This window comes from Variovorax sp. CCNWLW225, assembly GCF_037204045.1.
Lineage (GTDB): Bacteria > Pseudomonadota > Gammaproteobacteria > Burkholderiales > Burkholderiaceae_C > Variovorax.
Window position 1 is genome coordinate 66,536 of record NZ_JBBCBV010000017.1, and the last position, 20,550, is coordinate 87,085.

The window sequence follows — 20,550 nt, forward strand, 5'->3', positions numbered from 1 at the left end:
GCGAGCAATATAGCGTGCTCGCCGCTTCAGCGCTTGGGTTCGCAACTCAGGATGTGCAGGCGTAGTTGGCCGCCAACCGGGACGCTGCAGCATCGTTGGCCGGCCCCGTGTACCGCGGGTATTGCGGGTACTGGCACAACGGCCGGCTGAGCACAACCGCACCATCGGCGTCGCGCTTTTCCGCGACCAGCGTGGCCGGTGCCGCGCTCTTGGTCACCCATTGGTCGAGTGCCGTCAGCAGGTCTGCCGAATCGGCACCCGGTCCTCCGGCGCAGTGGTTCACCCCCGGCGCCACGTAGAAGCGCGTGGACGCGTCGGCGGCCGGGGCGCCCACCGCGTTTCGCATGTTCGCGTGGTACTCGACGGTCGACCGGGCGCTGAGCGCGGCATCGTTTCCGCCGTGCCACAGGATGAGCTTGCCGCCGCTGTTGATGAACGGCCGGATGTCCGCATTGGTCGCGTCGTTGAGTGCGGCCATGGCATAGAGGGCGTTCTGGTTCTGGTCCCAGGGCGTGTAGGCCAGCGAATCGACTGTGCGGTCGCGGGCGAGGTAGTTCTTGACGGTCGTGTCCTGAAACAGGAACTGCAGCGCCATGGTGACGTTGCCGTCGCCTGTGAGCCAGGTGCGCCAGGCGCCCGGGTCGTCCTCGTTGCCTGTCAGGTTCCAACCCGCATTGCGGAAGGTGGGGCTGCCGGTGAACGTGGCTTCGGTCGTCCACGAAGCCACCACGTCGAGCTGCGCATCCGAGAGGCAGCTGTCGCCGGTATCGCCCCCGCCGGCACAGCGCAGCGCGGCAACGTTGACAACCGCCGGCGTGCATGCGGCCTGGTTCGACACAACACCATCGGTGATGCCGTCGAGCGCGTCGCAGGCGTTTCGCACCTGCGTGCTCAGAAGGGCCGTCTTGGCGGCGCTGAATGCACCGCCGGGTGCGGCAAGCGCCCTGGAGTTCCGGTTGAAGGCACCCATGAACCCGACCCAGTTGTAGGCGGGTGCGCGCGCAATCACGCCGTCGAAGAGGTTCGGCGAGCGCTGCACCGCCATCAACGCTTCCCGTCCGCCGTTCGAGCAGCCCTCGAAGTACGACTTGGCCGGCAACGCTCCGTAGGCGGTCGCCAGCGTCTCCGTGGCGGTCGACATCACCGTGGGTACCGAGAGGCTGCCGAACAGCTGGGCGGCAAAGGTGTCGGTCAGCGCGAAGTCCGCGCTCAATCCACTGTCCTGATGGCCGGAGTCGCTGGCGACCACGGCGTAGCCCTGGCTCAGTGCCGGTGCCCCGGGGGGCGAAATGGCGCCGTTGTAGCCGCCCCCGCCCTGGTAGTAGAGCTTGCCGTTCCACGCCGCCGGCAGGGAGATCTGGAAGTTCAGCGCCGGCGCGATCGTGCCGGTCACCTTGCAGTACACGGGCGTGCCTGCCGATGCCGCTTCCATCACGGCCGTCAGCGCGGCGCCTGCAACGGTTTTTCCGTTCAGGTCACTGCATGCCTTTTGAGCCGTGACAACCGGCGGTGCGGGTGGCGGGTTTCCGGGTTGTGCCGCCGGAGGGGCAGGAAGCGGAAAAAAGGGCGTGCCGTTGTCGGAGCCGCCGCCGCAGGCCGCCAGCATTGCCACGCTGACAGCAGCAGCATGGAGCTTCACGCGAGGCGATGATGCCTTTGAGAGTAAGAAGTGCATGTCTCTATTCCTTTGTCAGTTTTCTGCCGGCGCACCGCATCGAGATTGAGCGATGCCGATCAGATTCTGAAAGGCGAGAACATTGGCAACTGTTTCGCAACGGACATTCGGCCCGTTAATTTCTAAGGAAAAACCCTTCGGTTTCCAGGCGTGCCGGCCCTGCTACGGATACCTGGCAAGTGCTTGCCTGTCCATCACCGTGATGTAGCCGTAGCCCCGCTGGATGAGGCCCGCGGTTTCGAGTTCGGTCAACGCGATGTTGACGCGCTGGCGCGAGATGCCGACCAGCAGCCCGATCTCCTCCTGATTGATCCGCAGCGTGGAATCGGTGTTCGGGTAAAGCACCGGATGGAAGAGGCTGGAGATGCCGCGCGCCACGCGCGCCGTCGGTTCGAGCAGCCGGTCGAACTTCACCATGGCAATGAACTGCCCCAGCCGCTCGTTCAAATGAGAAAGCATGAAATGGTTGAACGGAATACTTCGGTCGAGCAACCACGAGAACGTGGCCCTCGGAAGGTGGACCGTGATGGTCGGCCGCGTTGCCATGACCTCGTACCTGCGGTGCTCGGGCTTCAGCAGCGATCCTTCGCCGATCCATCCGCTGGCCGCGACGCCCGTGAACATGATCAGGCGGCCGTCCACCGTGGTGTCCTGCACACGAAGAAAACCTTCCAGCACGCCAATCCAGCTGTCGGCTATTTCGTCGCGCTGGCACACATACGAGTGCGCTTCATGGTGACGGACGTACAGGGCCTCGAACGCCTTCGTTCGCTCTGCCTGCGTCAGTGCGCGCGGCCAGATGCAGCGCTCGAAGAAGGCATTCAGTTCCTTGGCCGGCAGCATGCGTTACCACCACGCCAGGCGAGAGATATCGGCGCGGGCGAAGAACGAGCCAGATCGAACTCTCATTGCGAATTTCCTTCAGCTGGCGAATCCTATGGGCGCTGGCTTGCCGAGTTTGTAGCGTGGACGACATTTACGCCCTTGCACCGCTGGGACAAACCCTGAGCCACAGCAACGGTGAGGTGCTTCGGCGCGCCAAAGAAAAAAGGGCACCCCTTGCGGAGCGCCCCTTTGTTGGTTCAGTTGAGCCTCGAGGCCTTCGGCAGTCGGCTTGCGAGCCACTCGTGCACGTCGGCTCGCACGTTACGGCCTTCCAGGAGAAAGTCTTCCCAGCGGCTTGGGACGTACGGCAGGTAGACCAGCTTCATGCCGGCTTCCTCGGGCAGGCGGTCTGCTTTTTCCGAGTTGCAGGCGCGGCACGCCGCGACCAGGTTCATCCAGTCCCAGCCGCCGCCGCGGCTGATGGGAAGAATGTGCTCGCACGTGAGGTCTTGTTCGCGAAAGTGCTGCGCGCAGTAGGCGCAGGTGAAACGGTCGCGCACGAAGAGCTTGCGCCGGCTGAAGGCCGGCGTCTGGTCGAACAGGTTCACCTTCGCGCAGCCCTTGAGCGCGATGATCGGCGAAATCTCGAGCCGTGACTCCACGCCGCGCGCCACGTTGAAGCCCCCACGCATCGTCGCCAGCGGACCAGCGCCGTCTTCCCATACAACGGAGTCCGTCGCATAGTGAGCAGCGGCGTGCTCAAGCGAGATCCAGGCCTGCGGCGTTCCCTGGATGTCGAGCTGAAGAACTTGGGGTTTCATGATGACGGCCTCCTTTCGTGGCCGAGCGCTTTTTTGAGTGGGATCTCCTGTTTGTTGGTTGTGGCTCCTCGACCCGGGTTCGAACCAGGGACCTTCGCATTAACAGTGCGACGCTGCTACCAGCTGAGCTACCGAGGAAAAAAGAATGTGTTCGATCGAGTAGGCGGCGGCGGCCATTGCCGCGGCTTTACCACTCGCCGATTTCGCGCACGCGCTGGTCGAAGTCGAGCTTCTCGAAGCGCTCGCGTGCGCGCTCGGCCTCCCGCTGGCGCTGCCCTGTCATCGCACCGAAGCTGCGGGTGACCGCCTGCACAAGCGCGTTGCGAGGCCTGGGCTCGGACACCAAGATGCTGTTCGCCGGCCGGCGGTGGCTGGTGGTGAGTCGCATGGATGTCCTCCTGTGGGTCGCGCTGGGCGGTGGTGAATGATCTGTATATCGGCGGGTGCCGTGAAATGTTGAGCGGCTGCTCGCACTCCAGGTGTATGGCCCCACGCACACGATTCGAACGTGCAACCCCCGGCTTCGTAGGCCGGTGCTCTGATCCAGTTGAGCTAACGCGGGAAGAAAAATGGATGGATGATGTCGCCCGACGCGAGGCGAGTCGAGCGCTGAGAAGATGGCGATCCGTAGGGGAGTCGAACCCCTGGCTTCCTCCTAGACAGGGAGGCACTCTGGCCACTGAGTTAACGAATCAAAGTAGTAATAAATGTGCTGGGCATGGACCTGGCGAGGGCTTCTTAGGAGCCGCTTGCGCGGCCACGGCTTAGCAAGCCGCTGCCTTGGACCTCTCGGCCAATGCTCCAATGGTGTCCGGTTACGAGTTCCGGCGCCTCCCAATCGTTGAGGCCGGTTTCCACGAGACGACGACGCGAATCGTCCGGTCTCGCTCTTGTGTGGTCGGGGCGGCAGAAATCGAATCTGCGACCTGATGCTCCCAAAGCAACCGCGCTGCCAACTGCGCTACGCCCCGAATTTCTGGTTGTGAATTGGCACGCCGTGGTCGATTCGAACGACCGATTGCCTGAGTCAAAGTCAGGTGCCTTGGTCCAGCTAGGCGAACGGCGCGTAAGGTTGTCGAACGATGGAGTCGTATGCGGGATTCGAACCCGCGTCTACAAGGATGAAAACCTTGTGTCCTAAGCCACTAGACGAATACGACGTGAATCTGCGAAGGAAGCCTGCACTCCGGATCGAACGAAGAAGCTCTCTTTAAAGGTGGGCTGATCTATGCGGGCGAACTGACTGGTTGGTGCCCCAAGAGAGCCTCGAACTCTCATGACTTTCGTCCCCGGCTTCTGAGGCCGGTGCGTCTTCCAATTCCGCCATCGGGGCATTCCATTTCGGTTGTGTCTTTACGCGATTCGAGCGCTTGCGCGCCCACGTCGGCATCGCTGCACATGGTTGGGTCCAGACCGTGCACATCCCTCCAGGCCGCCGGCGCGGTTGGCCTCTGGAGGTGCTGCAAAGGCACACCCGAAATGGAGCAGCAGGAGGGCTTCGATCCCTCGGCCTCAACGTTGGCGACGTTGCGCTCTACCTGGCTGAGCTACGGCTGCATGTTCTTGCGGATCGTCGGCCCACCAGTGAGGGGCGCGACCCGCGGCAAATTTTTAAAGAGCATTCACCCGCGCAGTTCAGCGGGTGAGTTCACGGCAGCGCGATCACTGCAATGGCGGCGGGCAACGGGTGCCGTTCGCGGCTTGCGTTGCGAATCGGAGTCCGCAACATGAGGTGAGTAAAAAAACAAAAAGGCCCGGATCCATTTCGGAATCCGGGCCTCTGGCAAGAGAGCTTGGAAGGTATGCGCCTACGCGCTACCTCCACCCGGGTGCGGCTGATCCTCGTACTGCTGTCCGAGCCACAAGATGGCTGGCATTGCGGGAAGGGAGTTCAGCTGCGAATGCATGTTGGACGCCGCCAGGTTGCGACCGCCGCGAAACGAGACGCGCACGAACGTCCGACCCGATGCCGGTCGGTTGTTCAGTGAGGTCATGTTTGCTTTCACGATGGTTTCCAGTGCTTGGCGAAGTTCTCGATGATTCGAAGTTGGTTGTTGCGGATGAAACGGGGACGAAGCATTTCGTCGATGGGATGTACTGTAAACTGGGTTTACTAATTCGAGCAACACTTTTTTTGAGTGTTGTGTTTTTTTCTCACCAAGCATGTCTCTTCCAGCTATCCGCCGCAACAACGTCCTGCTTCTGTTCGGTGAGTTCGTTGCGGAGCATGCGGCCAACGGGGCGGAGCCGCTCGGCCTGGCGGCCAGGTTTGCACAGAAGCTGCAAATCTCGGCGAGCATGTGGAGCCAGATCAAGAAGGGCCGGGTGATCTCGGACAAGCTGGCCCGGCAGATCGAGTCCCACTGCGGTAAGGCTCCACTCTGGCTCGATGCGCCGCAAGCCGCCGAGCCTTTGCCCGACCCGGGGGAAGAGCGGTTCGTGGAACTGGCGCGCCAGGCCTACAGGGCGCAGAACGCGCGTGGCAAGCGCGCGCTGCGCACCATCTTGCTGGAGCACGCGAACCCACCAGAAGCCCGAAGCCCCCGGTAGGTTGGCAGTAGGTAGTACCCCCGCTTGGCTCAGGCCACCGGCGGCAAGCGGTCCAGCAACTTGTCGAGCGTGATCGGGTAGTTGCGCACCCGGACACCGGTCGCGTTGTAAACGGCGTTGGCCACCGCGGCCGCAACGCCGCACATACCGAGCTCGCCGACACCCTTGGCCTTCATCGGCGACGAGATCGGGTCCGTCTCATCGAGAAAGATCACTTCCTGGTGCGGAATGTCGGCGTGCACCGGCACCTCGTAGCCCGCCAGGTCGTGGTTGACGAAGAAGCCATGCCGCTTGTCGAGCGCCAGTTCTTCCATCAATGCGCCTCCAACGCCCATCGTCATGGCGCCGATCACCTGGCTGCGCGCCGATTTGGGATTGAGAATGCGGCCCGCCGCGCACACCGCGAGCATGCGCCTGACGCGTATCTCGCCCGTGGCTGCATCGACGCCCACCTCCACGAAGTGCGCCCCGAAGGTGGACTGCTGGTATTTCTTGTCGAGGTCGCCGTACTCGATGCCGTCTTCGGCCACCAGGCCGTTCGCGCCTGCCGCTTCTGCCATGGGCACCACGCGCTCGCCGGACCGCACCATGCCATCCGAAAATTCCACGCCCGCCGCAGCAGCAAAGCCCAGCTTGCTTGCGATGGCTTCGCGCAGCTTCATGCAGGCCGCGTAGACGCCGGACGTCGAGTTGTTGGCACCCCACTGGCCGCCGGAGCCGGCCGAGACGGGGTAGGCCGAGTCGCCCAGGCGCACCAGAACCTTGTCGAGCGGCACGCCCATGGTTTCCGCAGCGGTCTGCGCAATGATGGTGTACGAACCGGTGCCGATATCGGTCATGTCGGTTTCGACCGTGACCATGCCGCGGTTGTCCAGGCGCACACGCGCGGCCGACTTGGCCAGCAGGTTGTTGCGGAACGCCGCGGCAACGCCCATGCCGACGAGCCAACGCCCGTCGCGCTGGCGCCCGGGCGACACGTTGCGCTTGCTCCAGCCGAAGCGCTCGGCGCCGGTGCGCATGCACTCGATCAGCTTGCGCTGGGAGTAGGGGCGTTCGGGCTTTTCGGGGTCGACCTGCGTGTCGTTGAGCACGCGAAACTCGATTGGATCAAGCCCGAGCTTCTCGGCCATTTCGTCCATGGCGATCTCCAGCGCCATCATGCCGGGCGCTTCGCCGGGCGCGCGCATGGCGTTGCCCTCGGGCAGGTCGAGCACCGCGAGCCGCGTGGTCGTCAGGCGGTTGGCGCCCGCATAGAGCAGCCGGGTCTGGTTCACCGCCGTCTCCGCCTGGCCGCCGGGCAGGTCGCCGGACCAGCCTTCATGCGCAATGGCCGTGATCTTGCCGTCCCTTGCGGCGCCGATGCGGATGCGCTGGATGGTCGCCGGCCGATGCGTGGTGTTGTTCATCATCAGCGGCCGCTGCAGGGCCACCTTCACGGGGCGCTTTGCCGCCCGCGCACCCAATGCGGCAAGCAATGCATCCGAGCGCACGAACAGCTTGCCGCCGAAGCCGCCGCCGATGAAGGGCGACACCAGGCGCACATTCGCTTTCGGAATGCCGAGCGTCTTGGCGACATCGCCGACGCCCCAGGCGATCATCTGGTTCGATGTCCAGATGGTGAGCTTGTCGCCCTTCCACTGCGCGATGGAAGCGTGCGGTTCCATCATGGCGTGCGACTCGTCGGGCGTGGTGTAGGTGGCATCGAGCTGCACGGGGGCTGCGGCAAACGCACCCGGGAAGTCCCCGGTCTTGGTTTCCGGCTGGCCCGAAAACGGATTGGGTTCGGGCAACTGCGCCGCACCCATCTCGGCCGACAGGTCGAAGCGTCCCTGTGTTCGCGTGTACTCGATGCGCACCAGCTGCGCCGCGGCACGCGCCTGCTCGAAGGTGTTGGCCACGACCACCGCGACTGCCTGGTGGTAATGATCGATCTCGGGCCCGCCCAGGAGCTTGGCCGTATTGAAGTCGCCTTTGCCGAGCTTTCCCGCATTGCGCGCGGTAACGATGGCCAGCACGCCCGGCGCCGCGCGGGCCGCGTTCAGGTCCATCGACGCGATGCGGCCTTTTGCAATGCCGGCGCCCACCACGTAGCCGTAGGCGGCATTGGGCACTTCGGAGTTGCGTTCATAGGCATAGCGCGCGGAGCCCGTGGTCTTGACCGGGCCGTCGATCCGGTCGGTGGGCTTGCCGATGATCTTGAGCTGATCGATCGGGTTGGTGGTGGCGGGTGTGTCGAATTTCATGATGGTCAGCTCCTCGCTTGCACCAGCGCCGCGGCCAGCGCGCGCTCGGCCAATGGCAACTTGAATGCGTTCTCGTGGGTCGGCTGCGCGCCGGCCAGCAGCTGTGCAGTCACGGCCTTGGCGCCCTGCGGCATGGCGGCCTCCGCGGACTCCAGGCGCCACGGCTTGTGCGCCACGCCGCCCAGGGCCACGCGGCCGGAGCCGTCGCGCTGCACGATGGCCGCAACGGACACGAGCGCAAAGGCATAGGAGGCCCGGTCACGCACCTTGCGATACACCTGGGTGCCGCCAATCGGCTTGGGCAGCGTGACGCTGGTGATCAGCTCGTCCTGCTCCAGCGCCGTTTCGATGTGCGGCGTGTCGCCGGGCAGGCGGTGAAAGTCGGCGATGGGGATCACGCGCGTGCGGCCATCGGGGCGCACCGTTTCCACGGTCGCGTCGAGCACGCGCATGGCCACCGCCATGTCGCTGGGGTGCGTCGCAATGCAGGCCTTGCTGGTGCCGACCACCGCATGCTGGCGGGTAACGCCGCCGATGGCGCTGCAACCGCTCCCGGGCTGGCGCTTGTTGCACGGCTGGTCGGTGTCGTAGAAGTAGGGGCAGCGCGTGCGCTGCAGCAGGTTGCCCGCCGTCGTTGCCTTGTTGCGCAACTGACCGGAGGCGCCAGCCAGCAGCGCGCGCGACAGCACGCCGTAGTCGCGGCGCACGCGCTCATCGGCCGCCAGGTCGGTGTTGCGCACCAGCGCGCCCACGCGCAAGCCGCCATCGGCCGTGGGTTCGATCTTGTCCAGTGCAAGGCCGTTCACGTCGACCAGGTGCGGCGGCGCTTCGATCTGCAGTTTCATCAGGTCCAGCAGGTTGGTGCCGCCCGCGATGAACTTTGCGCCCGGGTTGCGGGCGATGGCTGCGGCAGCTTGTGCCGGCGACTGCGCCTTCTCGTAGGTGAACGGCTTCATGCTCTGCTCCCCGCCACTTCGGTGATGGCTTCGACGATGTTGGAATAGGCGCCGCAGCGGCAGATGTTGCCGCTCATGCGCTCGCGCAGTTCTTCGGCCGAAAGCATCGGGCGCGCAGTGAGGTCGGCGCTCACATGGCTCGGCACGCCGCGCTTCACCTCGTCGATCACGCCGACCGCCGAGCAGATCTGGCCCGGCGTGCAGTAGCCGCACTGGTAGCCGTCGTGCTTCACGAATGCCGCCTGCAGCGGATGCATGTTCTGCGGAGTGCCAAGCCCTTCGATGGTGGTGACCTGCCCGCCGTCGTGCATGACGGCGAGCGTCAGGCAGGAGTTGATGCGCCTTCCGTCGGCAATGACGGTGCAGGCGCCGCACTGGCCGTGGTCGCAGCCCTTCTTGGTGCCGGTCAGGTGCAGGTGTTCGCGCAATGCATCGAGTAGGGTCGTGCGCGTATCGAGGTCGAGCGAATGAGATTTGCCGTTGACGGTGAGCGACAGCTTCGCGCGGGGCACCGCACCTGCCGCGGAAGCAGCGGGCGCAGCGGCAGCAGGGGCGGAAGACGAAACCGCGGCGGCAGTGGCCGCGGTCGCGGCACCGACGATGAGCGCGTCGCGTCGCGAGATCAAGTGGGTCGTGGGACTGTCCATATCAGCTCCTGTTGTTCGAGGTTCGTGGGTTCGTGGGCGATCACCGCTGATATCGCGAGCCATCAGCGATGGCAATAGGAGGCCGGCTCTTTGTGCCGGATGAGTTCCCCGACAGCAAAAAGTCCTCAGCCCCCAAGGCAAGGCCGAATCACCATTTTTAGAAGACGCGCGCGGGATTGATAGAGCAATCCGCTTCATTTCTTGCCTGATCCTCTGTGCTCGGCGTGTGCCGCGCCGCAAAGCGTCAATCGTTCAGGGCAGGGCGGCCTCGCACGAAGTCTTTTGCATGCGTTTGCACGTTGGCGCCGCGCGCGCTGTCCCGCAGCACCTCGATGTCTCGCTTGGGCGGTGCTCCGAACAGCCGGCTGTATTCGCGGCTGAACTGCGAGGGGCTTTCGTAGCCGACCTTGAAGGCGGCGCTCGCCGCGTCGGAGTGCTCGCTCAGCATCAACCGCTTCGCTTCGTTCAGCCGCAGCCACTTCTGGTACTGCAGCGGGCTCATGGCGGTGAGCTGGCGAAAGTGGTGATGGAACGTGGGCGTGCTCATCTGCACGCGCGCCGCGAGCTCATCGACGCGCAGCGGCGAGGCGTAGTTCAGCTTGAGCCAATCGATGGCTCTCGCAATCCGGTACCCCTGTCCGTCCACGGAGGCAATCTGCCGCAGCTTCGGCGCCTGGTCGCTCATCAGCAGCCGGTAGTGAATCTCGCGGTGAATCAGGGGCGCAAGAACAGGAATGGCCGCGGGTTCGTCGAGCAGCTCGAGCAGCCGGCCGAACGGCGCCAGCAGCGCCGGTGTTGCCGCACCGATGCCCACACCCACACCGGGCGAGCGATCGCGATGCGGCGGCAAGCCGCCCTGCGCGACCAGCTCGGCCAGCACCCGCACGTCCAGCTTCAGCACCAGGCCGAGGCAGGGCCGCTCAGGGCTTGCCGCCAGCACTTCGGAATTGGCGGGCACATCCAGCGAGGTGACCAGAAAACGCGACGTGTCGTAGGGATAGGCGTCACCGCCCACCCACATCTGCTTTGCGCCCTGCGCGACAAGAACGATGCTCGGCTCGACCATGCACACGACAGGCGACGCCGGGGCGTCGCGCCTAAAGAAGGCCAGGCCGGCAATGGGCGTTTCGAAGTCGCCCGAACCCGACGTTCGCGCGCCGATGATGCGGACCATGGCCTCTTGCGGCGGAATGGGCTGGGCGGCCGTGTCGTGGGGTTTGGGTGCCATGTTGCTGGAGCCTCCGCAAAGCACTCTAATGCGCGGGTCGATCTTGATCCGCAAAATAGCGGCAGCGCCAGAGGATCAGGCAAGAAATCGAGCGGAATGCGCAAACGATCGGTTGGGCGGCTCTCCAGAACGTGCACTTGCCCAGCTTGCCGCGGCGAGCGTACCCTTTGATTCAAGCTGATGAAAGGAGAGCCGCGAAATGAAAGCCGATCCAGCACACCGCGAAAGCTTCGATATCGCGGGCTGCAAACTTTCCGCCGTGGTGGGCGGAAACCGGAACCACCCGGCTGTCTTGCTCCTGCATGGGTTCCCGAGTTCGTCGCGTACCTTCAGGAACGTCATTCCGCGCTTGTCTGAAGCATGCTTCGTGATCGCGCCTGATCTTCCAGGCTCGGGCGAGTCCGATCTCATTCCAGACGCGACCTTTGCCCGCTTCGCTGACTTGGTCGAAGGGCTGCTGCAAGAGCTTGGCATCGCCAAGGTCCATCTCTATCTGCATGATTTCGGCGCGCCTGTGGCCCTCGAGCTGGCAATGCGCGATCCGCGTCGTGTGCTGGGCCTGATCATCCAGAACGCGAATGCGCATCGCAGCGGTATGGGGCCGCAATGGCGCGGCACGATTGACTATTGGAACGCGCCCACAAAAGAAAACGAACGGGCCGCCACGGCGCATCTGACCTTCGAAGGTGTGCGCGCCGAATATGTCGGCGGCGTGCCGGACGACATTGCCTCGCGCATCTCCGCCGACAACTGGATCGAAGACTGGCGCACGATGAGCCGGCCCGGCCATCTGGAACTGCAACGCGCCCTGGTGAAGGATTACGGAAACTACGTGGCCCGCTTCGACGACATCGCACGCTATCTGCGCGATCATCAGCCGCACGCACTCATGCTGTGGGGACGGCATGACAGCTACTTCGATTGCGCCGAAATCCTCTCTTGGCTGCAGGATCTGCCGCGCATGGAAGCGCATGTTCTGGACGGCCCCCACATGCTGCTCGAAACCCACGCCGAGTACTGCGCGGAACGGATTGCCGATTTCGTGCGGCGCTACGGCTGAGCCGCGCTACGCAGTCTTCCTGTCTTGCTCCGAGGCCAAGTCGTCGTCCATATCGTCCAGCATGTCGCACAGCTCGCCCGAGACGCCGCTCCCCACCTTGCGAACGAACCATCTGCCCGACGCGACGATCTCCTCGTAGTCCGCCGCGTGAAACCAGCGCGACAACGAGGGGTCGATCAGGTGCAGGTTGGCCGCGTCCCACACGCCGGAGCCGGAGACGCGCTTCACGCTGTGCCGAAGCGGGGAGTGTGCGAGCAGGGTATGAAAGTAGATTTCGTCCGGCGCCTTGGAGAACCGCAGAAAGCGCTTCACGGGCTCTTCGAGCGGATGCGAAACGAGGTACTCCACCGCTTCGGGGTTGAGCGCCCACCATTGCGAGCCGAAGTGCCATTGCGGAAAAAGCGAAAGCGAGCGGCGGCCGAGCTTGCCGGCCAATTGCGAAAGGCCGCGCGCCAGCCGCACCAGCGTGAATTTGCGTCCATCGACCGGCAGGTCTTCGTAGAACCAGAAATGGCGAATGCGCTCATGCAGCTTGCGCGTGCTTGCCAGGGGAATCATCTTGATGAAGTTCATGCCGGCATGCGAGCGCGAGTAGGCACGGAACTCTTCCAACGACCGCACGGGGTAGCAGTTGCCGGAGAGCAGCACGAAATGGCTCACCTGCGACACCTCGCATCCTGCAAGCGCAGCCCGCATGAGCCTCAAGGTGGCGTCGACCTGAGAGATGGCGCCCCAGCGCACGTCGACGCGGTCTTGCACGTAGCTCAAGCGCGGGTCTTCGATGCGGAACGCCGAGAGATCGGACTTCGCATCGACATGAACAAAGCAGCGGCCTACGGCAACGAGCCGCTGCAGCAGCCGTTTGGCCTGCTGTGGATCCGTATGGACAAGCAATAGGAATACCGGGCTCATGTCGCGGCGTGCTCAGTGTTTGGGGTTCTTTCAATCATGCAAGAAGAATGCCCCGGAAACCAGCGCGACCCCGCTACTGGGTACCCTGCAGGCTGCTTCGCAGCGCCAGTTTGCGCACGATGGTCGAGAACGCGCGCGTGGCAGCCGCGTCGCGCGCCACGGGCGACCACAGCATGCCGGGCGTGCGCACCGGCGTGGGGCTTTCGAGCCGAACGACCACGAGGCCCGACTGAGCAGTAACGACATTGGCGGCCATGATGGAAGCCAGCTGCGTCTTGGCGACCAGGTCCATCATGGGCGCCAGCGTGTTGATCTCCGCCACCACGTGCGGCTGCGCACCGCAGGAGCGAAAGCATTCGTCCAGCATCTGGCGGGTGGCAAAGCTGCCCGGCAGCAGCACCATGGGCAGGCGATGCAGCTCCACCATGCGCACGCGCTTGCGCCGCGCAAGAGGGTGCTTCTTCGCCACCACCAGCACCATCTCCTCGTTGTAGAGCGGCTCGAACTGCAGCGGGCCGGGCGCATTCGGCCGATAGGCAATGCCCAGGTCGAGCGTGCCCTGCTGCAGCCGCGCGGCAATCTGGTCGGCCGAGAGTTCTTCGACCACCACCTTCACCTGCGGGTGCTTTCCGTGAAAGCTCGCAATGCAGTCGGGAATGAAGCCCAGGTTGAAGGTGTGCGTGGAGCCCACGCGCAATTCGCCCGCTATGTCGGAGCTGCTCTGGCGCAGCGCGCCCAGGCCCAGGTCGATCTCGTGCAGGGCCTTGGTGCAGTAGTGCAGAAACTCGTCACCGGCCTCGGTCAGGCTCACGCGCTTGCCGATGCGGTCGAACAGCGGCTGCCCGATTTCTTCTTCGAGTTGCTTGATCTGGTGCGACAGCGTCGACTGCGTCACGTGCAGGCGCTCGGCCGCACGGGTGAAGTTGAGCGAGCCTGAAAGGGCGATGAAGTAGCGCAGGTGCCGGAGTTCCATGGCGGTTTTGGGTGCCGATGATCGATGGCATCGATGCTAACGATGAAAAACAATCATTTTCAGGAACTGCCCGCCCCGCCTACAGTTTCTTCCAGTCCTTACAACTATCAGGAGACGCCTCGGTGCAAAAAGTCCTCAGCGGCATCAAGGTGCTGGAACAAGGCACGTTCATCACAGGGCCGGCCGCGGGCATGTTTCTCGCGGACCTGGGCGCCGAGGTGGTGAAGATCGAGCAGCCCGGCGCGGGCGACCCGTTCCGCGCCTTTCGCGGCGGGCTCTACAGCCCTCACTTCCAGACCTACAACCGCAACAAGCGCAGCATCACGCTCAACCCCAAGCTGCCCGAAGACGCGGCCGTGTTCGACGAGCTCGTAAAGGATGCGGACGTCTACATCCAGAATTTCCGTCCCGGCGCGGCCGACCGACTCGGGGCCGGCGAAACGCGGCTGCGCGCGCTCAACCCGCGGCTGGTGTATTGCGCCATCAGCGGATTCGGGCAAACGGGCCCCGCCGCCGGGCGGCCCGCCTACGACACTGTGGCGCAGGCCGCGAGTGCCTTTCTCAAGCTGCTGGTGAATCCGGCCAACCCCCGCGTGGTGGGCCCGGCGCTGGCCGACGCCATGACCGGCTTCTATGCCGCGTACGGGGTGCTCGGCGCGCTTGTCGAGCGGGGCCGCACCGGCCGCGGGCGTGCGGTGGAAGTGTCGATGCTGGAGGCCATGTGCCATTTCAACCTCGATGCGTTCACGCACTACTTTTCAGAGAGCGAGGTCATGGGCCCGTTCAGCCGGCCGAGCGTGTCGCAGTCCTACGTGCTGGAGTGCGCGGACGGCCTGTGGATTGCGCTGCACATGTCGTCGCCCGAAAAGTTCTGGCAGGGCCTGGCCAATGCGATCGAGCGACCGCAGCTTTTTGCCGACCCGCGCTTTGCCTCGCGCGAGGCGCGCATTGCCCATCAGGAAGACCTGATCACGCTGCTCGGCGAGCTGTTCCGCCAGCAGCCGCGCGCCACCTGGTGCGCCCGGCTCGAAGCGGAAGACGTGCCGCACGCCCCCATGTACGACACCCGTGAGGCGATGGAAGACCCGCAGGCGCGGCACCTGCAATTGGAGGTGAGCGCGCCGCATCCGGAGGGCGGCGAATGGCGCACCATCCGCTCGCCCGTGAGCTTCGACGGCGAGCGCGCGCTGGAAGTGACGGCGCCGCCCACGCTCGGCGCCGACAACGCATCCATCGTCGATCCGATCCGCAAGCGCCTGGGGCAGCCGCCGGGTGCAAGCTGAATCTCTCTCGACACAGCCCTTGAATCAAAACAGAGCCAGGAGACAAAAGAACATGACCCCATCGAACGAAAGCGAGCTGACGCAGGCCGTGCTGCAGCGGCTGGAAGGCGCCGGCGATGCGCGCTTTGCAGAGATCATGCAGTCGCTCATCACGCACCTGCATGCCTTCATCCGCGAGGTGGACCTGAAGCCCGATGAATGGATGAAAGGCATCGAGTTTCTGACGGCGGTGGGCCAGACCTGCACCGACAAGCGCCAGGAGTTCATCCTGCTGTCGGACACGCTGGGCGCCTCGATGATGGTGGTCATGCTCGACCAGTTGCGTGCCGCCGCCGGCAGGCGCAGCCGCGGGGGCAGCGGTGCGACCGAAGCCACAGAAGCCACAGAGCTGGGCGAGGCCACGCACGCCACGGTGCAGGGCCCCTTCTATTGGGAAGGCGCACCCGATCTGCCGCTGGGCGCCGACGTGGCGCAGGGCGCGCGCGGCGAGCCGACCTTCTACAGCGGCCGCGTGACCGACACCCACGGGCAGCCGCTGCAGGGTGCGCTGCTCGACATCTGGTCGGGCGACGGCGAAGGCGTGTACGACATGCAGATCGAAGGCGCCGCCATGGCCGCGCGCGGGCGCATCCGCACCGACCATGAAGGCCGCTACTGGTTCTGGTCGATCCGGCCGACCTTCTATCCGATTCCGGTCGACGGCCCGGTGGGCCGCATGCTGGATGCGATGGGCCGCCACCCGAACCGCCCCGGGCACATCCACATGATGGTTTCGGCGCCGGGCCATGTGCCCGTGACCACGCACCTGTTCGTGGCAGGCAGCCCGTACATCGAATCCGATGCGGTGTTCGGCGTGCGGCCGAGCCTGATCGTCGACTTCGAATCGCACCCCGCGGGCCGCGCGCCCGACGGCAAGACGCTGGAAACGCCGTACTGGTCCGCGCACTACGACTTCCGCCTCGAACCCCAACACGCCTGAAAGACGCTACCCATGAAGATCGGAAAGTCCACCGTCCCGAGCACCGCCATCTGCACCTCGGACGAACACACCATCGTCGTGCGCGGGCAGGACCTGTGCCAGGAGCTGATCGGGCACCTCTCGTTTGCCGACTACTTCTTCTTGCTGCTCACCGGGCGGCGCCCCGATGCGGCGTGCAGTGTCGTGCTCAATGCCACGCTGGTCGCCATTGCGGAGCACGGCCTGGTGCCGAGCGTGCAGGCCAGCCGCATGACCTTTGCGGCAGCGCCCGATGCGCTGCAGGGCGCGGTGGCGGCGGGCATCCTCGGCTGCGGTTCGGTGATCCTCGGCGCCTCTGAAACGGCCGGCCGCCTGTTCATGGACGTGGTGGCGCGCGTGGATGCGGGGGCCGCGCTGCCAGACGCCGCCACGGCAGCCATCACCGAGCTGAAGGCCGCGCGCGCGGCCATTCCGGGCTACGGCCATCCGCTGCACAAGGAGCGCGATCCGCGCGTCGACCGCCTGATCGAAGTGGCCACGCAGGCGGGTGCCGACCTGCGCTACGTGCGCATTGCGCAAGCGCTCGAAGAAGTGATTCCGGGCATCGTCGGCAAGGACCTGCGCATGAACGTGTCCGCTGCCATTCCGGCGGTGCTGCTGGGGGTGGGCTTTCCGGTGGCGTCGCTGCGCGGCGTGCCGATTCTTGCGCGCACGGCGGGGCTCATCGCGCACCTGGCGGAAGAAGCCGAAACGCCCAGCGGCTTTGCCCTGTCTTACCAGGCCACGCGCGAGCTTCAGTACAACGGCACCGTGCCTGCGGGCTTCGGAAAACCGGCATGAAGCGCCGCGCAGTCCTGGCCTCGGCGGCCGTGGCCGCCATGCTGCTTCCGCAGGCGGGCGCATGGGCGCAGGCCGGCGACAGCAGGCCCATCAAACTGGTCGTGCCCTTCGCTGCTGGCACCTCGACCGACATCGTGGGGCGCGTGCTGGGCGAAGCGCTGGCGCGCCAACTCTCGCAGCCGGTCATCGTCGACAACAGGCCCGGCGCGGGCGGCGCCATCGGCAGCGAGCTGGTGGCCCGTTCGGGTGCGGACGGGCACACCGTGCTGCTGGGCACTGTGGGCACGCACGCCATCAACGCTTCGCTCTACAAGCGGCTTTCCTACCAGCCGCAGCGCGACTTCGTGCCGCTGGGTTTCGTCGGCGCCACGCCCACGCTGCTGGTGGTGCCCGCCGCGGCACCGTGGAAGACCGTGGCGGACATGCGCCAGGCCAGCGGCAAGTCGGTGAGCTTTGCGTCCGCCGGCAACGGCACCTCGGGCCACCTTGCGGGCGAACTGCTCAACCTGCGGCTGGGCAAGGACTTCGTGCACGTGCCTTACCGCGACGGCGCGCAGGCGCTCACCGAGGTGATGGCGGGCAACGTGCAGTTCATGTTCTATCACCCGGCCGCGGTGCTGCCGCAGGTGCGCGCCGGCAAGCTGCGTGCGCTCGGCGCCTCGAGCGCCCGGCGGAGCATGGCCGCGCCCGATGTGCCCACGCTGGCCGAGCAGGGCATCGCCGACTTCGACCTGGTGGCCTGGTTCATGTTGTATGCGCCGGCCGACATGCCCGCCGCGCAGCGCGACCGGCTGCGCGAAGCAACGCAGGCCGTGCTTGCCCAACCCGCGGTGCGCGACAAGCTGGCCGCCCAAGGCATCGAGCCCATGGCCATGACGGCCGCGGAAATGGCGGCCTTCGGCATAGCCGAGATCGCGAAATGGGGCGAGGCCGTGCGCCGTTCGGGCGCACAGGTCGACTGAAGAAAAAGACAACAACAAGAGCGGACGCCCGGCCGCACCGGGCGCGACAAGAAGCGGAATGACCAAAACACGGGCACGCAGTGGCCCAAGGAGACAAAGAATGCGTTCGACAACCCTCAAGAAGATGCTCGGCCTGGTGCTGGGCATTGCCGGCAGCGTGGCCTCGGGCCTTGCAGGCGCCCAGACACCGGAATGGCCGAGCAAGCCGATCAAGATCGTGGTGGGCTTTGCCCCCGGCACGCCGCCCGACATCTTTGCGCGCATGTACGGCGACTACGCGAGCCGCAAGCTCGGCGTGCCGGTGCTCATCGACAACAAGCCGGGCACGGCCGGCAACCTTGCGTCGGACACCGTAGCCAAGGCGCCGGCAGACGGCTACACCTTTCTCTACAACCTCTCGACGGCGTTCACGATCAATCCGTACATCTACAGCAAGCTGCCGTTCGATCCCGACAAGGACCTGGTGCCCGTCGCGACGACGATGCGCCAGGGCCTCGTGCTGATCGCCAACGCCAAGTTCCCGGCCAAGACCATCAAGGAGCTGGTGGCCGCGGCCAAGGAGAAGCCGGGCACCTACTCGCATGCCTCCTACGGCGCGGGGAGCCCTTCGCAGCTGATCGTCGAGTCGCTGAAGGACGAGGTGGGCATCAACATGCTGCACGTGCCCTATCGCGCGAGCCCCATCGCCGACCTTGTCGGCGGTCAGGTCGACACGCTGATGGAGCCGATTGCCACGGGGTACCCGCTCATCAGCAGCGGCCGTGTGCAGGCCCTGGCTTACTCGGGCCCCACGCGCCACCCGGCCTTGCCCGACGTACCCACGCTGTCAGAGGTGATGCCGGGCTTTTCGATGATGTCGTGGCACGGCATCTGGGCGCCTGCTGCAACGCCTGCCGCGGTGCTCAACCGCTTCAATGCGGTGTTCGTGGAGGCCAGCAAGGATCCGGACCTCGCCAAGCGCATCAAGGACCTCAACAGCGAACCGCTGGGTGTCACGCGCGGCGAGATGAGCGCCATGGTGCGGCGCGACGCGGAAATCTACAGCAAGGTGGTGAAGGCCCGCAACATCAGGGTGGACTGAGGCAGGCAGACGCCGGCGCGCCTCAATCCACCTTGCGCTCTTCGATGCTGCGCGCCAGGAAGCGCCAGATCCGCTCGTCCTCGCTGAACGCCACGTTGAAGCGCAGCCAACCGGTGGGGCGCGGGTTCACCAGAAACAGCTGCCCCGGGCCGAGCATGATTCCTTCCGTTGCCGCCAGCCGGGACAGCTCGGCGGTGTCGGTCAGGTCGGGGTGGCGCGCCCACAGGTACAGGCCCGCCGCGGGCTCGTGAAAAAGCTCGAAGCCCTGGGCCTCCAGCCGCCTGGCGACGTTCGAATGCGCCTCGGCCAATCGCTCGCGCAGCGACTTCAGGTGCTTGCGCCAGCGCCCGTCGGTCACGGCGCCGAAGACCAGCCGCTCGGTGATGTCCGACGAGGTGAGCCCCGAGACCATCTTCAGCTGGGCCAGGTCTTCCATCAGCTCGGGCTGCGCCACCACGTAGCCGACCCGCAGGTTCGGCGAAATGGTCTTGGAGAAGCTGCCGACGTACACCACCTGGCGCAACTGGCTCAGGCTGGCCAGCGAGGGCCTCGACGAGGCGTCCATGTCGGCGTAGATGTCGTTCTCGACCAGCGTGAACTGGTGCTCCTGCGCGAGCTGCAGCAGCCGCACGAGCTGCGGCATCGACGCCAGCGAGCAGGTGGGGCTTTGCAGCCGCGGCTGCGTGAAGAAGGCCTTGGGCCGGTGCAGCGCCAGCAGCGCCTCCAGCGCCGGCAGGTCGTAGCCGGTGGGCGTGCGCGGCACGCCGATGATGTTCACGCCCAGGAAGCGCAGCATGAACATCAGGTTGGGATAGCCGGGGTCGTCCACCAGCACCTCGTCGCCCGGCTTCAGCAGCTGGCGCGCCACCAGGTCGAGCGCCTGGCTCGAGCCCTGGGTGAGCAGCACCTGGCCCGCCTCCACCGCAATCTGCCGCTCGCAGAGCGAATCGGCCACGGCCATGCGCAGCGCCATGTGCCCGAACGGCAGGCCGTAGCCGCCGATGTCGGTGCCGCCGGCCGCAAGGCTGCGCAGGCTGCGGCGCATGCCGTCCTCGAACAGCCAGTCGTGCGGCAGCCATCCGCAGCCCGGCTTGAGCGGCAGGTTGCGGTTCTCGAAGATCTGCCGCAGGTACCAGCGCGCGTCGAAGCGCGGGTCGGGCTGGGCCGCGGTGGGCCCGCTGCCGGCGGGGTTGTCGTCGCTTCGCCGCTTGACGAAGAAGCCCGCGTTGGCGCGCGACACCAGGAGCCCCTGCGCCACCAGCCGGTCGTAGGCCTCCACCACCGTGAAAACACTGACGCCGTGGGCCGCTGCAAAGGCGCGGATCGAAGGCAGCTTGCTGTCCGCCTTGAGTTTCTGGGCGCCGATCAGCCCGCGGAGCCCTTCCACGATCTGGCTCACCAGCGGAGTCGGCTGTTCGGGATGAAGAATGAGCATCAAAGGGGTCCCGGCAGGCCGAATCTGCACCATATTGAGGAAAGTATGTACAGGATACAAGACCAGCACAGTCCGCCGATCCACGGCTCGGGGTGTACATG

The 20,550-nt window shown here is 65.5% G+C and carries 18 protein-coding genes and 8 tRNA genes; 7 read left to right on the forward strand and 19 right to left on the reverse strand.

Features of this window, described 5'->3' with window-relative positions; genetic code table 11:
- Positions 1-46 precede the first annotated feature (46 nt).
- The 12 genes from V9L20_RS22190 to V9L20_RS22245 form a co-directional block, all read right to left on the reverse strand.
- Positions 47-1,639: a tannase/feruloyl esterase family alpha/beta hydrolase gene (locus V9L20_RS22190; RefSeq protein WP_337298259.1), complete on the reverse strand. Its 1,593-nt coding sequence runs from the start codon at positions 1,637-1,639 to the stop codon at positions 47-49.
- 198 nt (positions 1,640-1,837) lie between these two features.
- A complete protein-coding gene (locus tag V9L20_RS22195; RefSeq protein ID WP_258504151.1) occupies positions 1,838-2,518 on the reverse strand; it encodes a Crp/Fnr family transcriptional regulator in 681 nt (226 codons plus the stop codon).
- 239 nt (positions 2,519-2,757) lie between these two features.
- The gene (locus V9L20_RS22200; RefSeq protein ID WP_337298260.1) at positions 2,758-3,321 is read right to left on the reverse strand and encodes an HNH endonuclease; all 564 of its coding nucleotides are present in this window, start codon (positions 3,319-3,321) and stop codon (positions 2,758-2,760) included.
- Between the two features lie 61 nt (positions 3,322-3,382).
- A tRNA-Asn gene (locus V9L20_RS22205) sits at positions 3,383-3,459 on the reverse strand.
- 49 nt (positions 3,460-3,508) lie between these two features.
- Positions 3,509-3,709, reverse strand: a complete 201-nt coding sequence (locus tag V9L20_RS22210) for a short-chain dehydrogenase (protein WP_258504226.1) — start codon at positions 3,707-3,709, stop codon at positions 3,509-3,511.
- A 96-nt stretch (positions 3,710-3,805) separates the two neighbouring features.
- A tRNA-Arg gene (locus tag V9L20_RS22215) sits at positions 3,806-3,883 on the reverse strand.
- 56 nt (positions 3,884-3,939) lie between these two features.
- Positions 3,940-4,015: transfer RNA gene (locus V9L20_RS22220), tRNA-Asp, on the reverse strand.
- 201 nt (positions 4,016-4,216) lie between these two features.
- A tRNA-Pro gene (locus tag V9L20_RS22225) sits at positions 4,217-4,292 on the reverse strand.
- A 17-nt stretch (positions 4,293-4,309) separates the two neighbouring features.
- Positions 4,310-4,387, reverse strand: a tRNA-Gln gene (locus V9L20_RS22230).
- A gap of 17 nt (positions 4,388-4,404) precedes the next feature.
- Positions 4,405-4,481: transfer RNA gene (locus V9L20_RS22235), tRNA-Glu, on the reverse strand.
- Between the two features lie 88 nt (positions 4,482-4,569).
- Positions 4,570-4,654, reverse strand: a tRNA-Leu gene (locus V9L20_RS22240).
- A gap of 147 nt (positions 4,655-4,801) precedes the next feature.
- Positions 4,802-4,878: transfer RNA gene (locus tag V9L20_RS22245), tRNA-Gly, on the reverse strand.
- 606 nt (positions 4,879-5,484) lie between these two features.
- Between V9L20_RS22245 and V9L20_RS22250 the strand changes: the two genes are divergently transcribed.
- Positions 5,485-5,871 carry a hypothetical protein gene (locus tag V9L20_RS22250; protein ID WP_337298261.1) on the forward strand — a complete coding sequence of 129 codons (387 nt, stop codon included), beginning with the start codon at positions 5,485-5,487 and terminating at the stop codon, positions 5,869-5,871.
- 29 nt (positions 5,872-5,900) lie between these two features.
- Here the strand turns inward: V9L20_RS22250 and paoC are convergent, their stop codons facing one another.
- From paoC to V9L20_RS22270, 4 genes are all read right to left on the reverse strand, one after another.
- Positions 5,901-8,114 (reverse strand): aldehyde oxidoreductase molybdenum-binding subunit PaoC, encoded by a 2,214-nt coding sequence (paoC, locus tag V9L20_RS22255; protein ID WP_337298262.1) that lies wholly within the window; start codon positions 8,112-8,114, stop codon positions 5,901-5,903.
- 5 nt (positions 8,115-8,119) lie between these two features.
- On the reverse strand, positions 8,120-9,070 hold the full coding sequence (locus V9L20_RS22260) for an FAD binding domain-containing protein (RefSeq protein ID WP_337298263.1): 951 nt from the start codon (positions 9,068-9,070) through the stop codon (positions 8,120-8,122).
- Positions 9,067-9,717: an aldehyde dehydrogenase iron-sulfur subunit PaoA gene (paoA, locus tag V9L20_RS22265; protein ID WP_258504230.1), complete on the reverse strand. Its 651-nt coding sequence runs from the start codon at positions 9,715-9,717 to the stop codon at positions 9,067-9,069. The genes V9L20_RS22260 and paoA overlap by 4 nt, the downstream gene beginning before the upstream one ends.
- A gap of 244 nt (positions 9,718-9,961) precedes the next feature.
- On the reverse strand, positions 9,962-10,945 hold the full coding sequence (locus V9L20_RS22270; RefSeq protein ID WP_337298264.1) for an AraC family transcriptional regulator: 984 nt from the start codon (positions 10,943-10,945) through the stop codon (positions 9,962-9,964).
- Positions 10,946-11,144: 199 nt separating this feature from the next.
- On the opposite strand from V9L20_RS22270, the gene V9L20_RS22275 reads away from it, so the two are divergent.
- Positions 11,145-12,005 (forward strand): alpha/beta fold hydrolase, encoded by an 861-nt coding sequence (locus V9L20_RS22275; protein ID WP_337298265.1) that lies wholly within the window; start codon positions 11,145-11,147, stop codon positions 12,003-12,005.
- Positions 12,006-12,011: 6 nt separating this feature from the next.
- On the opposite strand, the gene V9L20_RS22280 is transcribed toward V9L20_RS22275, so the two are convergent.
- On the reverse strand, positions 12,012-12,917 hold the full coding sequence (locus V9L20_RS22280) for a beta-1,6-N-acetylglucosaminyltransferase (protein ID WP_337298266.1): 906 nt from the start codon (positions 12,915-12,917) through the stop codon (positions 12,012-12,014).
- A 73-nt stretch (positions 12,918-12,990) separates the two neighbouring features.
- Entirely contained in the window at positions 12,991-13,890 is a 900-nt protein-coding gene (locus tag V9L20_RS22285; RefSeq protein ID WP_258504234.1) for a LysR substrate-binding domain-containing protein, read from the reverse strand.
- A gap of 122 nt (positions 13,891-14,012) precedes the next feature.
- Here V9L20_RS22285 and V9L20_RS22290 point away from each other — a divergent pair, with 122 nt between their 5' ends.
- From V9L20_RS22290 to V9L20_RS22310, 5 genes are all read left to right on the forward strand, one after another.
- Positions 14,013-15,173 carry a CaiB/BaiF CoA transferase family protein gene (locus V9L20_RS22290; RefSeq protein ID WP_337298267.1) on the forward strand — a complete coding sequence of 387 codons (1,161 nt, stop codon included), beginning with the start codon at positions 14,013-14,015 and terminating at the stop codon, positions 15,171-15,173.
- 52 nt (positions 15,174-15,225) lie between these two features.
- The gene (locus tag V9L20_RS22295; RefSeq protein WP_337298268.1) at positions 15,226-16,152 is read left to right on the forward strand and encodes a dioxygenase family protein; all 927 of its coding nucleotides are present in this window, start codon (positions 15,226-15,228) and stop codon (positions 16,150-16,152) included.
- Positions 16,153-16,164: 12 nt separating this feature from the next.
- Positions 16,165-16,971: a citryl-CoA lyase gene (locus tag V9L20_RS22300; RefSeq protein WP_337298269.1), complete on the forward strand. Its 807-nt coding sequence runs from the start codon at positions 16,165-16,167 to the stop codon at positions 16,969-16,971.
- The gene (locus tag V9L20_RS22305; RefSeq protein WP_337298270.1) at positions 16,968-17,933 is read left to right on the forward strand and encodes a Bug family tripartite tricarboxylate transporter substrate binding protein; all 966 of its coding nucleotides are present in this window, start codon (positions 16,968-16,970) and stop codon (positions 17,931-17,933) included. Before V9L20_RS22300 ends, V9L20_RS22305 begins: the two co-directional genes overlap by 4 nt.
- A 100-nt stretch (positions 17,934-18,033) precedes the next feature.
- Positions 18,034-19,014: a Bug family tripartite tricarboxylate transporter substrate binding protein gene (locus V9L20_RS22310; RefSeq protein WP_337298271.1), complete on the forward strand. Its 981-nt coding sequence runs from the start codon at positions 18,034-18,036 to the stop codon at positions 19,012-19,014.
- Between the two features lie 22 nt (positions 19,015-19,036).
- Here V9L20_RS22310 and V9L20_RS22315 read toward each other — a convergent pair whose 3' ends face one another.
- On the reverse strand, positions 19,037-20,449 hold the full coding sequence (locus V9L20_RS22315; protein ID WP_337298272.1) for an aminotransferase-like domain-containing protein: 1,413 nt from the start codon (positions 20,447-20,449) through the stop codon (positions 19,037-19,039).
- Between the last annotated feature and the right edge of the window lie 101 nt (positions 20,450-20,550).

Excerpts from the sequence above, each read along its gene's own strand:
- V9L20_RS22315 (WP_337298272.1), bottom strand. The coding sequence starts at position 20,449 with ATGCTCATTCTTCATCCCGAACAGCCGACTCCGCTGGTGAGCCAGATC.
- V9L20_RS22285 (WP_258504234.1), bottom strand. The coding sequence starts at position 13,890 with ATGGAACTCCGGCACCTGCGCTACTTCATCGCCCTTTCAGGCTCGCTC.
- V9L20_RS22310 (WP_337298271.1), top strand. The coding sequence starts at position 18,034 with ATGCGTTCGACAACCCTCAAGAAGATGCTCGGCCTGGTGCTGGGCATT.
- V9L20_RS22210 (WP_258504226.1), bottom strand. The coding sequence starts at position 3,709 with ATGCGACTCACCACCAGCCACCGCCGGCCGGCGAACAGCATCTTGGTG.
- V9L20_RS22200 (WP_337298260.1), bottom strand. The coding sequence starts at position 3,321 with ATGAAACCCCAAGTTCTTCAGCTCGACATCCAGGGAACGCCGCAGGCC.
- V9L20_RS22270 (WP_337298264.1), bottom strand. The coding sequence starts at position 10,945 with ATGGCACCCAAACCCCACGACACGGCCGCCCAGCCCATTCCGCCGCAA.
- V9L20_RS22250 (WP_337298261.1), top strand. The coding sequence starts at position 5,485 with ATGTCTCTTCCAGCTATCCGCCGCAACAACGTCCTGCTTCTGTTCGGT.
- V9L20_RS22195 (WP_258504151.1), bottom strand. The coding sequence starts at position 2,518 with ATGCTGCCGGCCAAGGAACTGAATGCCTTCTTCGAGCGCTGCATCTGG.
- V9L20_RS22280 (WP_337298266.1), bottom strand. The coding sequence starts at position 12,917 with ATGAGCCCGGTATTCCTATTGCTTGTCCATACGGATCCACAGCAGGCC.
- paoA (WP_258504230.1), bottom strand. The coding sequence starts at position 9,717 with ATGGACAGTCCCACGACCCACTTGATCTCGCGACGCGACGCGCTCATC.
- V9L20_RS22295 (WP_337298268.1), top strand. The coding sequence starts at position 15,226 with ATGACCCCATCGAACGAAAGCGAGCTGACGCAGGCCGTGCTGCAGCGG.
- V9L20_RS22305 (WP_337298270.1), top strand. The coding sequence starts at position 16,968 with ATGAAGCGCCGCGCAGTCCTGGCCTCGGCGGCCGTGGCCGCCATGCTG.
- V9L20_RS22275 (WP_337298265.1), top strand. The coding sequence starts at position 11,145 with ATGAAAGCCGATCCAGCACACCGCGAAAGCTTCGATATCGCGGGCTGC.
- V9L20_RS22260 (WP_337298263.1), bottom strand. The coding sequence starts at position 9,070 with ATGAAGCCGTTCACCTACGAGAAGGCGCAGTCGCCGGCACAAGCTGCC.
- V9L20_RS22300 (WP_337298269.1), top strand. The coding sequence starts at position 16,165 with ATGAAGATCGGAAAGTCCACCGTCCCGAGCACCGCCATCTGCACCTCG.
- paoC (WP_337298262.1), bottom strand. The coding sequence starts at position 8,114 with ATGAAATTCGACACACCCGCCACCACCAACCCGATCGATCAGCTCAAG.